At 64.0% G+C, this 17,361-nt stretch carries 16 protein-coding genes; 10 read left to right on the forward strand and 6 right to left on the reverse strand.

Annotated features, from left to right (window positions below; translation table 11 throughout):
• Positions 1–78: 78 nt before the first annotated feature.
• Both Q352_RS0113065 and Q352_RS0113070 read left to right on the forward strand, forming a co-directional pair.
• On the forward strand, positions 79–426 hold the full coding sequence (locus Q352_RS0113065) for a carboxymuconolactone decarboxylase family protein (RefSeq protein ID WP_199489822.1): 348 nt from the start codon (positions 79–81) through the stop codon (positions 424–426).
• Between the two features lie 345 nt (positions 427–771).
• Complete coding sequence (locus tag Q352_RS0113070) at positions 772–2,217, forward strand: PipA/GogA/GtgA family type III secretion system effector (protein ID WP_028499732.1); 1,446 nt, start codon at positions 772–774, stop codon at positions 2,215–2,217.
• Positions 2,218–2,223: 6 nt separating this feature from the next.
• Here Q352_RS0113070 and Q352_RS0113075 read toward each other — a convergent pair whose 3' ends face one another.
• From Q352_RS0113075 to Q352_RS23440, 3 genes are all read right to left on the reverse strand, one after another.
• On the reverse strand, positions 2,224–3,039 hold the full coding sequence (locus Q352_RS0113075) for a crotonase/enoyl-CoA hydratase family protein (protein WP_028499733.1): 816 nt from the start codon (positions 3,037–3,039) through the stop codon (positions 2,224–2,226).
• A 134-nt stretch (positions 3,040–3,173) separates the two neighbouring features.
• Positions 3,174–3,539, reverse strand: a complete 366-nt coding sequence (locus tag Q352_RS0113080) for an H-NS histone family protein (RefSeq protein WP_107889896.1) — start codon at positions 3,537–3,539, stop codon at positions 3,174–3,176.
• A 271-nt stretch (positions 3,540–3,810) separates the two neighbouring features.
• Positions 3,811–3,978 carry a hypothetical protein gene (locus Q352_RS23440; protein ID WP_156952550.1) on the reverse strand — a complete coding sequence of 56 codons (168 nt, stop codon included), beginning with the start codon at positions 3,976–3,978 and terminating at the stop codon, positions 3,811–3,813.
• Between the two features lie 130 nt (positions 3,979–4,108).
• Here Q352_RS23440 and dapF point away from each other — a divergent pair, with 130 nt between their 5' ends.
• Genes dapF through Q352_RS22355 form a run of 3 tightly spaced genes read left to right on the forward strand, consistent with a single transcriptional unit; the run spans position 4,109 to position 6,128 of the window.
• Positions 4,109–4,918, forward strand: a complete 810-nt coding sequence (gene dapF / locus Q352_RS0113085) for a diaminopimelate epimerase (RefSeq protein ID WP_233495254.1) — start codon at positions 4,109–4,111, stop codon at positions 4,916–4,918.
• Complete coding sequence (locus tag Q352_RS0113090) at positions 4,915–5,559, forward strand: DUF484 family protein (RefSeq protein ID WP_028499736.1); 645 nt, start codon at positions 4,915–4,917, stop codon at positions 5,557–5,559. Before dapF ends, Q352_RS0113090 begins: the two co-directional genes overlap by 4 nt.
• Positions 5,556–6,128 (forward strand): hypothetical protein, encoded by a 573-nt coding sequence (locus Q352_RS22355; protein ID WP_051528939.1) that lies wholly within the window; start codon positions 5,556–5,558, stop codon positions 6,126–6,128. Before Q352_RS0113090 ends, Q352_RS22355 begins: the two co-directional genes overlap by 4 nt.
• A 5-nt stretch (positions 6,129–6,133) precedes the next feature.
• Here Q352_RS22355 and Q352_RS0113100 read toward each other — a convergent pair whose 3' ends face one another.
• The 3 genes from Q352_RS0113100 to Q352_RS0113110 form a co-directional block, all read right to left on the reverse strand.
• Entirely contained in the window at positions 6,134–6,934 is an 801-nt protein-coding gene (locus Q352_RS0113100; protein WP_028499737.1) for a VanW family protein, read from the reverse strand.
• A gap of 138 nt (positions 6,935–7,072) precedes the next feature.
• Positions 7,073–8,470, reverse strand: coding sequence for a dihydrolipoyl dehydrogenase (locus Q352_RS0113105; protein WP_028499738.1), 1,398 nt, complete (start codon positions 8,468–8,470; stop codon positions 7,073–7,075).
• A 205-nt stretch (positions 8,471–8,675) separates the two neighbouring features.
• On the reverse strand, positions 8,676–9,413 hold the full coding sequence (locus Q352_RS0113110; RefSeq protein ID WP_028499739.1) for a glutathione peroxidase: 738 nt from the start codon (positions 9,411–9,413) through the stop codon (positions 8,676–8,678).
• 195 nt (positions 9,414–9,608) lie between these two features.
• Between Q352_RS0113110 and trkA the strand changes: the two genes are divergently transcribed.
• The 5 genes from trkA to Q352_RS0113135 all read left to right on the forward strand — a co-directional run.
• On the forward strand, positions 9,609–10,982 hold the full coding sequence (gene trkA, locus Q352_RS0113115; RefSeq protein ID WP_028499740.1) for a Trk system potassium transporter TrkA: 1,374 nt from the start codon (positions 9,609–9,611) through the stop codon (positions 10,980–10,982).
• On the forward strand, positions 10,982–12,436 hold the full coding sequence (locus Q352_RS0113120; protein WP_028499741.1) for a TrkH family potassium uptake protein: 1,455 nt from the start codon (positions 10,982–10,984) through the stop codon (positions 12,434–12,436). Before trkA ends, Q352_RS0113120 begins: the two co-directional genes overlap by 1 nt.
• 37 nt (positions 12,437–12,473) lie before the next feature.
• Complete coding sequence (locus Q352_RS21070) at positions 12,474–14,411, forward strand: lytic transglycosylase domain-containing protein (protein WP_051528940.1); 1,938 nt, start codon at positions 12,474–12,476, stop codon at positions 14,409–14,411.
• A 24-nt stretch (positions 14,412–14,435) separates the two neighbouring features.
• Positions 14,436–15,380 (forward strand): complex I NDUFA9 subunit family protein, encoded by a 945-nt coding sequence (locus Q352_RS21075; RefSeq protein WP_036386291.1) that lies wholly within the window; start codon positions 14,436–14,438, stop codon positions 15,378–15,380.
• A 94-nt stretch (positions 15,381–15,474) separates the two neighbouring features.
• The coding region (locus Q352_RS0113135) for an RHS repeat-associated core domain-containing protein (protein ID WP_169735655.1) at positions 15,475–17,361 on the forward strand (1,887 nt) is incomplete at its 3' end.

Genomic DNA, 17,361 nt, shown 5'->3' on the forward strand with positions numbered 1-17,361 from the left:
GATTTTCTGCGCCATATTCAATGCATGGCGTTCATCCTGGACGCTTCTCCGGCATGCCGGAGCCCAGGGAAAGGAATCATGATGTTGAACTGGAACGACTATCGCAAACAGCTCATGCGCCGGGTTGGCGAACTCGGAAAACTGTCTCCCGATACCTTGTCCGGCTATCAGGCGCTTTCGGGCGCCGGCCAGAAGACCGGCCATCTGGATGCCAGGACCCGTGAACTGATCGCCCTGGCCGTGGCGGTCACCACGCGCTGCGACGGCTGCATTGCCGTGCATGCGGACGCCGCCATCAAGCAGGGCGCCACCCGCGAGGAAGTGGCCGAGGCACTGGGTGTGGCCGTGGCACTGAATGCCGGCGCCGCCATGGTGTATTCGGCGCGGGTGATGGATGCACTGGCCGATGACAGCCAGGCAACGTGACGGCGGCGGAAGCGGCTGCAAAACCCGCGCTGCGGGGGCCGGTGCGGCAGCACCTGGCTTCCCATGCACAACACTTACTATTATTAAGGTAATAGTAAAAAATTGGCATTAAAGATAACGTAATTTACGTATTACGTTATCTTCATCATGCAACGACATGCGTCGCCGGAAAAACCGACAGATTGCGCAGAAAACAGAAAGACGTTTGCCGGATGGCGCTGCTATCACTTCACCCTGTCCCGATTGCACGCCCACACCTGGAATGGAATCTGCATGAGACCTGTCCTTCCTCCCATGCCAGCCGTGCAACAGCCGGGTCTGCCCGGACCGGGGGCAACGTCCACCATGGTGCGGGACCGCGAACTGGTGCGGAAATTTCCGGACCTTCTCATGCAGCTGCGCGACCCGTCGCCAGGCAGGATCATTCATGACCGGCAGGCGGCAGACACGCGTTGCCGCTTCCCGCCCGGGGAGATTGCCGGACAGCTTTTTGCCGAGGCCACGCTGCCGCCCCCTGACATGGCAGAGGACCATCATCACGTCGCCTCGACGCTGGCGACGGCCTACCGCAGCAGCGAGACATTCCGGCGGCTGTTCAACCACGCCTGGGACAGCGATCTGCGTTGCCCGGCGCGACGCTGGGCGCTCGGGTCGCCTGGCAAGGATCCCGGCGTGGCCGGACACCGCCAGGTCATCGTGCTCGACAGGGCCCGGCTGGAAGCGGCAAGTTATCCCTCAGTCTCCGGTGAACAGCCGCTGGGCTGGGCACGCGGTTGCCTGCAGGAAATCATCAGCGGTCTGCTTGGTGTGCCGGATGCCATCGATGCCCGCCATCCGCGTGGCGCGGCGGTGGAATACACCAATATCGTGCTCAAGGAACTCGGCTGCAGCAGCCCTGCCCGCCAGTCGTCCGCGGATATCGATATGCCATCATCCTTGCCCGCCGACAGGCTGACGAGCGCGCTCCGGCTGGCACAGCGTTATGTGCAGTGCGGGCGTCAGCCCGACACGGCGGTGACCCTGAGCGACATGGCAAGCATGCGGGAGGTGGCCAGATGCGAGAACGACAGGAAAACCGGCCTGAACCTGTCGCTGGCCGGCTCGATGGACGAGGTGGTTGCCCTGCTGGCCGGCAAGGCGCCGCCCTTTCATCTCCGGCTTGTTTTCAGGGAGCCGCGCCATGGCTACCATCACGTCTTTGCCGATATCGACGCGCAGCCCGGTCAGCCCCTCTCCGCCATCCTGATAGAAACGGCAGCTGCAGCGAGCGCCCATCCGCTTTATCAGCGCTTTTCGCAGGCGCTGGGACAGTTTGCGGACCGGCATGACGGCATGCTGCTGGCTGTCATCGACAGCCATGTGCAGCGCAGCCGGGGAGACTGCCTGATTTTCTGCATGTCCTTTGCGCTGAAATCGCACAGGCATGCGTCCAGTTTCACCCGGCTTCATCACGACCACCGCAGCGGTCAGCTGGCTTGTGCCAGGGTGAAGGACGACATTTTCAGCGGCATGGACATTCTGCTGCTGCCCAGCGCCTTGCTGCCTGCGGACTTCATCAAGCACACACATTCAGCACAACTGATACGTGAGCGCTTGCTTGCGGGAAATGACGACCAGGACGCGCGCGCCCTGCTTCGCCTCAAGATGGCATCGATCGAAGCAGGCCGTCGGCCGGAGCAGGCGGGGGCCTCTTCCGGCAGCCGCCCCTCTATTGAATACAAGCGGCTGGGTCTGATCCGGCGGGCGATCGCGGCGGTCTCCCGGCCCGATGACGGGCCGGCCGGGTCATAAGCCGCTTCAGTCGGCGAATTTCGGTGTCGATTTACTCATCTGCGCCAGGATGGCGACCTGGATATCGTCGGAAACCAGCATGGCGGCGTTCCAGTGGGCAACAAAGGCCAGTCCTTCGGCAATGCTGTGATCCCGGCTGTAGTTCATTACCTGCTTGGTGCCACGCACGGCCAGCGGCGACTTGGTGGCGATTTCGCAGGCCAGGGCATCGGCGGCGGCCAGCACGGCTTCGGCGTCCGGATGGCAGCTGTTGACCAGGCCGATGCGCCCGGCCTCCGCGGCATCGATCCTGCGGCCGGTCATGGCCAGTTCCCGTGCCCTGCCCTCACCGACATTGCCGGCCAGACGCTGCAGTGTACCCAGGTCGGCGACCATGCCGACATCCACTTCCTTGACCGAGAAAAACGCATCTCCGGCGGCCAGGCGCATGTCGGCCGCCAGCGCAATATCCAGCCCGCCGCCGACGCAGGCGCCATGAATGGCGGCGATGACCGGCTTGCGACAATGCTCGATGCTGCTGACGGCGCGCTGCAGACGCTCGATGGTCAGCAGCAGTTTTTCCCGCTTGCGGGCTTCACAGTGATCCTGAATCTGCTGCTGCAGGCCGATCAGCATCTGCAGGTCAATGCCGGCGCAGAAATGCTTGCCATTGCCGGACAGGACAACGGCGCGGACTTCCGGCGCGTCACTTGCCCAGTCGAATGCCTGGTGAAGCTCACGCCACAGCGTGTCATCCATCGCATTGGCGCGATCAGGGCGGTTCAGTTTCAGGTGGGCAACCTGGTTTTCAACGGAAATGGCAATCGATTCAAGTTTCAACATGATTCCCCGATAGGCAAGTGCTGGACAGCGGCCATCATACCGTGCTGCAGCGAACTTGCGACGAATTGCATCGCCAGGTTCATTATCGGAAGCAGCGCCGCAAAAGTGAAACTGAATTGAAACAGCAGTACGATTCACTCCTCATTGTTGAATAAATCGAGCAATTCCTTGGGAATGGATTTTGCTGCCGTTCTGGACGGTTTTCCCGTCCTGTTCTGACGGTTTGCCGGAGCAGGCGATTCCTGGGCGGAAGAAGACGGCGCAGGTTCGGCCGGAACGTGCGACTTGTTGCTCAATGTGGCCTCAAGTTCGATGTCGAACTTGGCGGCCAGCTGCTTGACTGCATTGATGGCTTCAAGCCGTTCGTGCTTTCTGAGGGAGGCTATCTGTTCCTGAACGACATCGGCCAGGCTGGACAATTCAAACAGATTCATGTTTTTCACAAGCTGTTTCATGTCCTTGGTCGACATGCCACTGCCTTTTGCATTGTGTGTTGTCATTTGTGTATTCTCTTTCTCACCAATTCAATGGCGTCCGGATCCCGGTAACGGGTACCGCGCCCGCTGTGTTTGCCGGGGGCTGTTCATTACGCAAGCCGTTGCATGACAGTATATTCCGGACCGCAGGTGGGCCCGGAGGAAGGGAGGCGGATCCGGCGTCTCGCCCCCGCAAGGATGGGGGCCTGAACAGCGGTCTTCAAGCGCATGCCGTTAACAGCTGTTGTGTGCCCCTCGTCCGAATGGTGGACACCCTTGCATGATTAGCCATTTTTCAATGGTGATCAATCTTTTGTAAAAAAATTTTCAGCGTTTCCGCCGGACGGAAATCCGGTAATGCGAAACCGGCACCATCCTCACCGGCAATATTGCTGCGATTCAACGCCAGCCCCTGCCATCCTTTGCTATTCTTGCAACTTCCTGCAGGACCGTGACGCGACATGACATCCCGCCTCCGGCCTGTGGCGATGGCTTTCTTGTTATATTGAGGCGGCGAAGCGCAAGCCGTCTTGCGTTCAATGCGTTGATTCTACAATAAAAGTTGGCTCAAATTGAAGATTCCGTTTACCAAGATGCAGGGCCTCGGCAACGATTTTGTCGTGCTGGACGGGGTACGCCAGTCCATTTCGCTGTCCGCTGAACAGATCCGTCGACTGGGTGACCGTCGCTTCGGCATCGGATTCGACCAGTTGCTGCTGGTCGAACCAGCCCGGGAAGCCGGCCATGATTTCCGTTACCGGATTTTCAATAATGACGGCAGCGAGGTCGAGCAATGCGGCAATGGCGCGCGCTGTTTCGCCCGCTTCGTTCACGACCAGCATCTGACCGACAAGGCCGAGATCAGGGTCGAGACGGCGCGTGGCGTGATCGTGCCGAAGCTGGAAGCCGACGGGCTGGTCAGCGTCGACATGGGCAGTCCGCGTTTCATACCGGAGCAGATCCCGTTTCTGGCCGAGGCAGACGCCATTATCCACCCTTTGGAGGTGGCCGGGCGCACCATCGACCTGACGGTCGTGTCGATGGGCAACCCTCATGCGGTACAGGTGGTCGATGATGTCGATACCGCGCCGGTCACGGCCATCGGCGCGCTGATCGAGGCCCATCCGCGTTTCCCCGCCCGGGTCAACGCCGGCTTCATGCAGATTGTGTCCCGCAGCGAGATCCGCCTGCGGGTATTCGAACGCGGCGCCGGCGAGACGCTGGCCTGCGGTACCGGCGCCTGTGCCGCCGTGGTGGCCGGTATCCGGCGCGGACTGCTGGATGACACGGTCCTGGTGCATGCCAGGGGCGGGGACCTGACCATCCGCTGGCAAGGCGACCAATCGCCGGTGCTGATGACCGGACCCGCCGTCACTGTCTATCAAGGGGAAATTGCTCTGTGACTCCGCAAGCCGTAGCCGAATGGCTGATCGCCAACCCTGATTTCTTCGACCGTCACCCCGAAACCCTGCTGGAATTGCGCATTCCGGCACCGGCGCGCGGCGATACCATTCCGCTGATCGAACGACAGGTGCTGGCGCTGAAGGATCAGGCGCGGCAGCTGAATGTGGCCATGGCCCGCCTGATGGCCTACGGCGAGAGCAATGGCAATATCGTCGCCCAGGCGCACCGGCTGGCGGTCGGCCTGCTGGCCGCGCGCCGGGTCGAGGACATCATGGCTGCCGTGCGGCGCTCGCTGGAAGACGATTTCCAGCTGCGTGGCTGGGCGATCCGGCTCTGGCATCCGAAGGCAGAAGCTTTCGGCCTGCACGCGGCGCCCTTGCCGCTGGCGGAGCGCACCGTGGCAGCGCCCTATGTCGGTCATTACCTGAGCCAGCAGGCGATGGACTGGCTGCCCGGCCACCATGTCTGGCAGTCGTTCGGCCTTGCCGTACTGAAAACCGCCGACGGTGAACCGTTTGGCGCGCTGGTGCTGGCCAGCGAGGACGAGCAGCGCTTTGCCACCGACATGGAAACCCTGCTGCTGGCCGATATTGCCGAACTGATCGCCACGGCCCTGACGCGCGAACTCGACCGGGCATGAGCCTGCTGGTGGCTGCGGCACTGCTGCCGCTCATCCTGGTCCACCTGCATGCGCTATGGCTGATGGTTTCGCGCCGCGACGGTATCGCCATTGCCTGTAGCCTCGCCGCCTGGCTGGTACTGGCCCTGCTGTTCAAGGCGCTGCGTCCGTCGATGCCACTGGCCGCCGTCTGGCTGCCCGGACTGTACCCGTACGCGCTGCTCGGCATCAGCGGCGTATTCTGGTCGATCAGCCGGGCACAGGGCGATACGGCGCGGGAAAAATGGAACTGGCTGCTGTCCCCTGCCCGGCCGGATGGCCCGCATGCGCTGTTCCTGTCGGTGCTGATCGGACATGCCGGCTTCGCCGTGCTGGCGCTGTGGGCGCGGCCGGCCCTGCTTGCCTACCTGTATGCACCGTCAGCGACGGCACTGTGTTTCCTCTGTTATTTCCTGATTCTGGGCGGGTACCAGTCCCGGCGGCGTGGCCGGCGCCTGGGCGGGCTCTTTGTGTCGCTGTCCATTCTGGTGCTGCCGCCGGCCGCCATTGTCTTTTTCTCCGCACTGTCGTCCTGGTGGCAGGGCCGCTGACGGCTTCAGTCGACAGGGTATTTGACCACGACGTGATTGCGGTACAGCCGTTCGGAATGCAGCAGCACCGGGTCGTGACCCTTGCTGTACACATCGCGCCAGATTTCATTGTGCCGGAACACGGTTTCGCCCTGGCGAACAAAGCGGTGCGCTTTCTGATAGACGTGGTATTTCCTGTCGCGGGGCTGGTTGCACAGCAACTCCCCCTCAAGCTGTTCCCCGGTCATGTTGAACACCAGTTGAAACGTGCTGGCCGTCGGGTTGTGAAAGACCAGGTCCACGTAATTGTAGAAAATGGCGGCGCCGGAACCGAATGGCAGAATGCGCCCTTCGTCGGGAAACGGGTCGAAACTGTGATTGGCGCGTTCTACCACCACCAGCGGCGAATGCATGATCATCCAGTGGATCAGGTTGCTCAGCTGGCAAATCCCGCCCCCGACCCCGCTGCGCGCCTCGCCCATCGACAATTCCATGCCCTCGACAAAACCCCGCTTTCGGGTCGGTTTTCCGACCAGCCGGCAGAACGAGAAATACTCGCCCGGGCCGATGGTCGTGCCGTGGATGGCGGCGCTGGCCAGCCGCAGATTGATCACCTTGTTATGCTGCAGGCGGATATCGCTGTCACCGAGTTTGCGTATCAGCTTTGACGTGTGCTTGATATGGCGATAGGCGAGTCGCTGCATCGGCGTGCGGGTACGCGCATAGCGGCGGGACGACAGCCACCAGCCGAGACGACGATACGTTCTTTTCTGCAGCACGCGCAGCCAGTACAGCACGGGATGGTACGAGGACAGCGGCCTACGCATGCCGCGTTACTTCATGAATCATGGGGTTCTGGTGCTCGGCGGAAACAGTTTCGCCGGCACCTTAGCGTATCCGGAACAGGGCGTCCATGCACTGCCCGGGCGGGCCAGGCGTGAGTCTGCCTGGCCCGCCCGGGGGACTCAGTTGCGGATCGCGGCCAGTTTGGCGGCAGCATCGCGCAGTGCGGTGCGCAGCCCTTCTTCCACCACCGGGTGGTAGAACGGCATCGCCAGCATCTGTTCGATGGTCAGCGACTGCTGATGGCTCCAGGCCAGCAGGTGGGCAATGTTTTCCGCACGCGGCCCGGCCCATTCCGCGCCGAGGAAGCGACCGCTGTCACGATCGGCGTAGACATGCATCAGCCCGCGATTTTTCAGCATGACCCGGCTGCGGCCCTGATCGGCGAAATCGACTTCACCAACCACGATCCGTTCCGGGTCCAGTTCGGCATGGCGCTGGCCGACCATCGCGAGTTGCGGATCGGAAAACACCACGGCGATCGTCGAGCGACGGCGCAGTGCCGACAGCGAGGGCCATGCCGCCGCGTTTTCGCCGGCCAGCCGACCCTCGTCGGCGGCTTCGTGCAGCAGCGGCAGGACATTGTTGACGTCGCCGGCAATGAAAATCGGCGCGTCACCACATTGCAGCGTGACCGGGTCGAATAGCGGCACGCCACGCGCATCCAGCGCCAGGCCGGTATTTTCCAGCCCCAGCCCGCGCACATTCGGCGCCCGTCCGGTAGCCGCCAGCAGGTAGTCGAAGCGCTCTTCGACCTGTTCGCCGGCCAGATTCACATACGGAATCACGATCTCGTCGCCGTCGCGGCGGATCTCGCCGACCGTGGCCGCCGGGTCGAGATAGAACTCCTGCTGGAACAGCGCGGTGACATGGTCGCGGATGGCCGGGTCGGACAGCGGACCGACACTGCCGCTCATGCCGAACAGGCGCACCCCGACCCCGAGCCGCGACAGCGCCTGACCGAGTTCCAGCCCGATCACGCCGGGGCCGAATAAGGCAACCCGACCCGGCAGCGTGTCCCAGGAGAACACATCGTCATTGATGATCAGGCGATCGCCGGCAGCGCGGAACGGCGGCGGCACGACCGGCGACGAGCCGGTGGCCAGCACGATGCGCCCGGCGCGGACCCGGATATCGTCGCCGACCTGCAGCGTGGTGTTGTCGATGAAGCGGGCAATGCCGGACAGCTTGTCCGTGGCCGGAATGTCGTCGACACCGCGCACAACAAAGCCGACAAAACGGTCGCGTTCGCGCCGTACCCGTTCCATGACGGCGCGACCGTCCACTGACACGCCGGCCACCTGCACGCCGAACGGGGCGGCATGGCGGGCTTCATGGGCGGCTTCGGCGGCGGCGATCAGCAGTTTGGACGGCATGCAGCCGACACGGGCGCAGGTAGTGCCGTGGGCATAGCCCTCGATCAGGACAGCGGTCTTGCCGGCAGCCTTGACCGCGCGATAGGCAGCGAGGCCGGCAGTGCCGGCACCAATGATGGCGACATCAGGACGAATCTCTTGCATTTTGCTCTCCGTGAAAAGGGGGGCGAACCGGAAAATGGCAACACGGCGGCAGCGAACTGCGCTGGCATGTTCGGGCTCGGGTCAGGATCAGGGGAAAACCGGGAAAGACATCCGGCCGGCGGAAGCCGCCGGATGTCGCGAACGCAGGCAAGGACGCCGCATCCTGTCCCGCCCGCGCCGGACGGCGCAGGCGGGGTATCACGCATCAGGCAGCGAGGAACTTTTCCAGCGCTTCGGCATTGCCGATCAGGCGGCCGTTGATGAAGATCTGCGGCGCGGTCATTTCGCCGGACACGGCGCCGAGCACCTTGCCGCGGATCTTGTTGTCCAGCGGCACGTCGGCGTACACATAGCCGTTCTCTTCCAGCAGGCGCTTGGCTCTGGCGCAGAACGAGCAACCGACCTTGGAGAACACCACGACCTGATCCGGCTTCTTGGCGTTCGGGTTGATGTAGTCCAGCATGGTATCGGCGTCGGACACCTTGAACGGGTCGCCCGGTTCCTGCGGCTCGATGAACATCTTCTCGACCACGCCGTCCTTGACCAGCATGGAATAGCGCCAGCTGCGCTTGCCAAAGCCGAGGTCGGTCTTGTCGACCAGCATGCCCATGCCGTCGGTGAACTCGCCGTTGCCGTCCGGCACCATGACGATGTTGCCGGCTTCCTGGTCCTTCGCCCATTCATTCATGACGAAGGTGTCGTTGACCGATACACACAGGATGGCATCGACGCCGTTTTTGGCGAAGGCCGGGGCCAGTTCGTTGTAGCGCGGCAGGTGGGTCGACGAGCAGGTCGGCGTGAACGCACCGGGCAGCGAGAACAGGACGACGGTCTTGCCCTTGAAGAGATCATCGGTGGTGACATCCTTCCACTCGTTGTTTTCACGAACACGGAAAGTGACGTTCGGTACGCGTTGGCCTTCACGATGGGTCAGTTGGGTCATGTTCATCTCCTTGGGTTGACGTTGTCTGGGGTGCTTCGACGGGATGCAGTATCCTGCCAGCCACAGTATGCGTCTAATTTATTATCATCAAGGTGTCGATTGTAATTGGCTATGCTGTGGTGGCGGGGTTCGGTTCGCCGTGTCCGTCACGTAAAATACCCTGATCGACAAACAGCAAACGGATGGCGGGCTTACGTGAAAATACTGGTTCTGGGCGGTGGGCAGGTCGGCGCCAGCGTGGTCGAGAATCTCGCCAGCGAAGCCAATGACATTACCGTGATCGATCTGGACGCGGCGCCACTGAAACTGCTGCAGGACCGGCTGGACATTCAGACCCTGGTCGGCAACGCCGCCCATCCGTCGGTGCTGCAGGCGGCAGGCGCTGCCGACTGCGACATGCTGCTGGCGCTGACCCGCGATGACGAGACCAATCTGGTCGCCTGCAAGATTGCCTCCAGCCTGTTCAATGTGCCGACCAAGATCGCCCGGGTCCGCTCCGCCGACTATGTCGAGCATGGTGACGGTCATACGCTGGAACAGTTCGGCGTCGACACCACACTGTGCCCGGAACAGATCGTGACCGACAACCTGTACCGGCTGTTTACCTGTCCCGGCGCCCTGCAGGTGGTCGAGTTCGCCAACGGTCGCGCACAGCTGGTCGCGGTTCGCGCCCATACCGGCGGCGAGCTGGTCGGCAAGACGCTGGACACCATCGCCGACGACATTCCCGATGCCGAGTGCCGGATCAGCGCGGTCTATCGCGGCGACCGGCTGATCATTCCCGATGGCAAGACCGTGCTGGACAGCGGCGACGAGGTGTTCTTCGTCGCGGCGACACCGCACGTGCCGGCGATCCTGCGGGCGCTGCGTGCCAGCGAAACGCCGATCAAGCGGGTCATGATCGCCGGTGGCGGCAATATCGGCTTCCGGCTCGCCAGCCGGCTGGAAACCGATTTCGAGGTCAAGGTGATCGAGAAGCGCCGCGAGCGCTGTGAGTGGCTGACCGAACGACTGGGCAGCACGCTGGTGCTGCATGGCGAGGGCACCGACGAGGAGTTGCTCGAGCAGGAATACATCGACGAGATGGACATGTTCTGCGCGCTGACCAACGACGACGAGGACAATATCATGTCCGCGTTGCTGGCCAAGCGCATGGGGGCCCGGCGGGTGATTGCGCTGGTCAACCGGCTGTCGTACGCCGACCTGCTGCAGGGCGACCGCATTGACGTGGTGCTGTCCCCTCACCTGTCGACCATCGGCTCGCTGCTGGCCTATATCCGCCGCGGCGACATCGAGGCGGTGCATCCGCTGCGGCGCGGCAAGGTCGAAGCGCTGGAGGCCATCGTCCACGGCGACCGCAAGACCTCGCGCCTGGTCGGCCGGATGATCCAGGACGTCGATCTGCCGCAGGGCTGCTATATCAGTGCCATCGTCCGCGATGAGCGGGTGATGATGGCCCACCATGACCAGGTGGTCGAATCCGGCGATCACCTGATCGTCTTCGTGGCCCGTCGCCGCCAGGTGCGCAAGGTCGAACAGCTGTTCGAAGTCAAGCTGGGGTTCTTCTGATGTACAAGCTCATGCCCATCCTGCATGTGCTGTCCAAGCTGGTCATGCTGTTTTCCGGGCTGTTCATCTTCCCGTCGCTGGTGTCGATCTATTACCACGATGGCGCCCTCGACGATTTTCTGGCCTCGATGTTCGTCGGTCTGTCCGTCGGTCTGTTCCTGTGGGCGGCGACCCGCCGCTACGAGCGCGAGCTGAGGCCGCGGGACGGCTTCGTGCTGGTATCGCTGCTGTGGATCGGCTTTGCCGCGACGGCCACCACGCCGTTCCTGCTGTACTACCCGCACATGAATGTCGCCCAGGCCTTCTTCGAGGCGATGAGCGGACTGACCACCACCGGCGCCACGGTGCTGTCCGATCTCGACAGCCTGCCGCAGTCGATCAATTTCTGGCGTCACTTCCTCAGCTGGCTCGGCGGCATGGGCATCATCGTGCTGGCGGTCGCGGTGCTGCCGCTGCTCGGCGTCGGCGGCATGCAGCTGTACAAGGCCGAGATGGCCGGGCCGATGAAGGACAGCAAGCTGACACCGCGCATCATGCAGACCGCGAAAAACCTGTGGACGGCCTATGCGGCGCTGACACTGGCGGCCTTCCTGTGCCTGCGTCTGGCCGGCATGAGCTGGTTCGATGCGCTGTGCCATGCGTTCACTTCGCTGTCGCTGGGCGGATTCTCGTCGCGCAGCGACAGCATTGCCTACTTCGATTCGCTGGCGATCGAGCTGGTGATGATCGTGTTCATGCTGCTCGGCGCCATGAACTTCGCCAACCACTTCCTGGCCTTCCGCAACCGTTCGATCCGCCATTTCCTGCACGATGCCGAAACCCGCAGCGTGCTCGGCGTGATGGGCGTCAGCATCATCGGCCTGTCCGGCTACCTGGCCTGGCACAGCAATTACGACTATTTCACCGCCATGCGCCTGGTCAGCTTCAACCTGGTGTCGGTGGCAACCGGTTCCGGCTTCGTCAGCGCCGACTTCGGCAACTGGCCGCTGTCGGTGCCGCTGTGGATGCTGATGCTGTCCTGCTTTGCCGTCTGCACCGGCTCCACCGGCGGCGGCATCAAGATGGGCCGGGCGCTGATCCTGTTCCGCCAGGCCTCGGGCGACATCATCCGTCTGCTGCACCCGACGGCCGTCGTGCCGGTCAAGATCAATCAGCGCGTGGTGCCACCGCAGGTGGTGCAGTCCATACTGAGTTTCATCTTTGCCTACATCGCCTGCATGGTACTGTCGACCTTTGTCTTCATGATGAGCGGGCTGGATTTTCTGTCGGCCTTCACCGCCGTCATTGCCTGCATCAACAATACCGGCGTCGGGCTGGGCGTCGTCGGCCCGTCGTCAAATTTCAGCGTGCTGAACGATTTCCAGATCTGGATGGGTTCGCTGCTGATGCTGCTCGGCCGGCTGGAAATTTTCACCCTGCTGATCATCGTTACCCCGGCGTTCTGGCGCAAATGACCGCCTGTTGCAAACCGTTTATGAATCAAGTTGAGCCATGATGACGTTTCCCCGACTGACACTGACCACCCTCGCCTGCCTCGCCGTTTTCTCGCTGCCGGCCTGTGCCGGTGATGCCGACATCGTGTCCGCACGCGACGCGGCACGACGCAATGACAGCGTGGCGCTGGATGCCGCCGCTGCCGCGGCGCAAAACGACCTGCTGGCCGGCTATCCTCAGTTCTGGCGGCTGGCCCGCACTCTGGACCGTGCCTCCCCCACGGAAGTGCATGGTTTTATCGACCGCAACAGCGACGGCCCGCTCGGTGAACAGCTGCGCCTGCTGTGGGCCAAGCAGCTGGCGAAGTCCGGCCTGTGGCGGGATTTTGCCGCCGAGTATGCGGCACTGCCGGAAGCGGCACGCGATGATGAAGTCGAATGCTATGCCCTGGCCGAGCGCATTCTCGACAACAACGACAAGGCGGCCGTCGCCACCGCACTGAAAACGCGCTGGCGCATCGGCAGGGCCCAGTCTGCCGGCTGCGAAACCCTGATCCGCACCGTGGCCCGCAGCGGCATGGTGACCGACGACGACCTGTGGCTGCGGGCCCAGGCATTGCTGGCAGCCGATCGCACCACGGCTGCGCGCGAGCTGACCGCCGGCACCGCCACGCCGCTGACCGCCGCCGGCATCGCCCGGCCTGAACTGGCCGACATGTCGACCCCGGCCGGCCGTACGCTGCGGCTGTATGCAATCCAGAAACAGATGCGCAAGGACATCACCGGCGCCGCGGCACAGCTGGCCTCGCTGCAGGACCGGCTGCCGGCACGGGACGTCGGCGTGCTGTGGGGGCAGATCGGACTGGCGTCGGCCCGCAAGCTGGACACCATTGGCGCCCTGTCGTACTTCGCGCGCGCCGACAAGGCGTCGCTGAGCAATGAACAGTGGGAATGGTGGGCACGTGCGGCGCTGCGCGAAGGCCGCTGGCCGACGGTACAGAGCGTGATCGAGTCGATGCCCGCCACGCTGGCCGACAACGCCAGCTGGCTGTACTGGCACGGCCGCGCCCTGGCCGCCCAGGGCAAGCCGGGCGCGAACCGCGATTACCAGCGCGCCAGTGACACCGGCAACGGTTTCTACCCGCTGATGTCGCGCGAGGAGCTCGGCAGCAGTTCGCAGCCGGCGCAGTCGGCCTGGAAGCCCGATGCGCGCGAAATCGACAAGGTGCGCGCCCAGCCGGCGGTGCAGCGCTCGCTGGCGCTGCTGAATATCGCCAACAGCTATGCCCGTCCGGAATTCCGCGAAGATGCCAAGCGCGAATGGCGCTGGGCCATGCGTGACAAGAACGACGCCTGGCTGCTGTCCGCTGCCGAAATCGCCCGCCAGGCGAATTTCTACGACATGAGCATCTACAGTGCCGACCGCACCCGCAGCCAGCACGACTGGAGCCTGCGCTACCTGTCGCCGTTCCGCGACGTGACGCGGCGCTACGCCAGCCAGATGGGGCTGGATGAAGCCTGGATCTATGGCCTGATCCGCCAGGAAAGCCGCTTCGTCAACGTGGCCCGCTCCGGCGTCGGTGCCTCCGGCCTGATGCAATTGATGCCGGCCACCGCCAAATGGGTGGCCAGCAAGTCGGGCATGGGCAGTTACTCGGTCAACGATATCGAACACAATATCCAGCTCGGCACCTGGTATCTGAACTACGTGTATACCTCGCTGGGCGACGCCGTGCGGGCCACGGCCGCCTATAACGCCGGCCCGGGCCGGGCGCGGGCCTGGCAGGCCGAGCGGCCGCTGGAAGGCGCGATCTATGCGGAAACCATTCCGTTCACGGAAACCCGCGATTACGTGCAGAAGGTGATGGCCAACGCCGTCCACTATGCGTCGGTATTCGGCCATAGCCGGATTGCACTGAAGGACCGCCTCGGCGTCATTCCGCCGCGTGGTGGCGCAGCCGTCGCCAACCCGTCCCCGTCTCCGGACGGCAACTGATTTGTCCCTTGCGGAGAAACGACCATGTACCCACTGCAACGCTTCTGCCTGATCGGCGGTAGCGGTTTTATCGGCACCTATCTCGCTGAGCGGCTGATCCGCGCCGGCAAGCGGGTCACCATTCCGACCCGGCAGTTCGAACGGGCGAAGCGGCGGGTGCTGTCGCTGCCGCAACTTGAGCTGGCCGAAGTCAATATCGGCGACGCCGATGCGCTGGCTGCCCTGCTGCGCGGCCATGATGCCGTGGTCAATCTGGTCGGCATCCTGCATGGCAGTCGCCAGGATTTCGAGCGGGCCCATGTCGGCCTGACCGGCACGATCCTGCGCGCCTGCCAGCTGGCTGGCGTCCGCCGCTATGGCCATATCAGCGCCATCGGTGCCGCCCCGGACGCTGCCAGCGACTACCAGCGCAGCAAGGCGCAGGCAGAAGCCCTGGTGCGCGACTCCGGGCTGGACTGGACCCTGTTCCGGCCGTCGGTGGTGTTCGGACGCGAGGATCACTTCCTGAACCTGTTCGCCAGCCTGCAGCGCTATCTGCCGCTGCTGCCGCTGGCCGGTGCCGATACCCGTTTCCAGCCGGTCTGGGTCGATGATGTCGCCCGGGCCATCGTGGCCGCGCTGGCCTGCGATGCCGCGGTCGGCAAGACACTGGAGCTGGTCGGACCCGATATCCTGACCCTGCGCGAACTGGTGAAGAAAGTCGGCCGCTGGAGCGGTCATCCCCGGCCGGTCATCGGCCTGCCGACCGGACTGGCACTGCTGCAGGCCGGGTTGATGGAGTGCCTGCCGGGCCAGCCACTGATGTCGCGCGACAATGTGCGTTCGCTGGCCACCGACAATGTCGGCAGCCAGGGTTTTCCGTCCGGCCTGCTCGGCTTTGCACCGTCGTCATTGAATGCGATTGCCCCCGGCTGGCTGGCGGGTGGCGACAGCGCCTTCGACCGGCTGCGCGCGGGCGCCCGCCGCTGAGACGCGGACAGGCACGTTTGTCGGCATGTCACTTGCCGTGATGGCGGGCTTTCTATGCTGAGAGCTGTCAATGCGCCTGCCACTGGAGCATGCGATGCCAACGCTCCCAGACATGCCGACGGCCCATCGCTGCGCCGGCACCCCGACCGTCACCGTCCACGACAATCGTCTCCTTGCCGTTCGCGTCATTCGCTACCACCGCACTGACGACGAAGCCGCCGACGAGCGTATCGAGCGCCACACCTTCTCGCACACCGGCTTCCCGCTCGACAGCAGTGATGCCCGACTGGCCGACAGCGGCCAGTCGGCCAACTTCCGTTACCTGTGTTCGCTGTCCGGCCGCGCGCTGGCCACCGCCAGCCAGGATGCCGGCGCCAGCCAGGTCCTGTTCGATATCGAGGGCGCTTCGGTCTGGAACCGCGATGCCCTCGGCAATTCGCAACGCTTTGCCCACGACCCGCTGCACCGCCTCAGCAGCGTCAGCGACAACGGCGTCAGCAGCGAACAGCTGGTCTACGGCGAAACGGCCGTCGTCGCCGGTGCCAATCGCCGCGGCCAGTTGCTGCAGCATGACGACCCGGCCGGACGCGTCTCCACGCCCGCCTACGCGCTGACCGGCCTGCTGCTGACCGAACAGCGCCAGTTCCTCGGCGACGATGGCAAGACGCTGGAAACTACCGTTTACACCTCCCGCTACCATTACGACGCACTCGGTACGCTGCGGCAGTTGACCGATGCCGTCGGCAACCGCCGCCGGCAGACCCTGAACGTCGCCGGCCAGCTGGCGGCACGCGACCTGCAGTGGGCGGGCAGCAACGACTGGCTGCCCTTGCTGCAGAGCATCGACTACGACGCCGCCGGCCAGGTGCGGCACGAAGTCGCCGGCAACGGCGTGGTCAGCGACTACGACTACGAACCGCAGACCCGCCGTCTGGGCACCCTGAACACCACCCGCCCCGGCAAGCCATTGCAGGCGCTCAGCTATCAGTACGACCCGGTCGGCAATCTGCTCGGCTGCAGCGACGGCACGGTCAGCCGCCGTTTCCGACGCAATCAGGCCGTCGATGGCAATCGGAGCTACCAGTATGACGCGCTGTACCAGCTGGTGCAGGCCACCGGCCGGGAACAGGCCGGGCAGCAGACCGAGGCACTGCCTGCGCCGCTCCCCATCGATGACACCGACCTGAGTGCCTATACCCGGACCTACGACTATGACCGCGGCGGCAATCTGAGCGCCATCCATCATCAGGGCAGCCAGCCGTATACGCTGGCCATGGTGGTATCCAGCACCAGCAACCGCACGCTGCAGCAAAGCGACGGCCTGACCCCGGCCGATGTCGACGCCGGCTTCGATGCCGCCGGCCAGTTGCTGGCGCTGGCGGCCGGCCAGCCGCTGGGCTGGGACACACGCGGCCAGTTGCAGACCGTCACCCTGGCCCGGCATGACGACGGCAGCAGCGATCAGGAAAACTACCGCTACGACGGCCACGGCCAGCGCTCGCAAAAAACCCTGACGACCCGCACCAGCGGCACCACCCGCAGTCAGCGCGTGCGCTACCTGCCCGGGCTGGAGCTGCGCGATACCACGCAGACCCCGGATGGCGGCAGCGCCAGTACGGTCGAAACCCTGCAACTGCTGCAACTCGACGGCAGTGGCCGGCTGTCGGTTCGCGCGCTGCACTGGACGCTCGGTCAACCGGCCGATATCGCCAATGACGGACTGCGCTACAGCCTGGCCGATCCGGTCGGTTCATCTCTGCTGGAGCTGGACGACGCCGCCGCGGTTGTCAGCTGGGAAGCGTATTACCCGTATGGCGGCACTGCCGCCTGGGCCGCACGCAGCGACAGCGAGGTCAGCTATAAATTCGTGCGGTATTCGGGCAAGGAGCGCGATGCCAGCGGCCTGTATGCGTATGGTTTGCGCTATTACGCGCCATGGCTCGGGCGCTGGATCAATCCCGATCCGGGGGGCACCATTGAT

Origin of the sequence: Microvirgula aerodenitrificans DSM 15089 (assembly GCF_000620105.1) — a bacterium.
GTDB classification, from domain to species: domain Bacteria; phylum Pseudomonadota; class Gammaproteobacteria; order Burkholderiales; family Aquaspirillaceae; genus Microvirgula; species Microvirgula aerodenitrificans.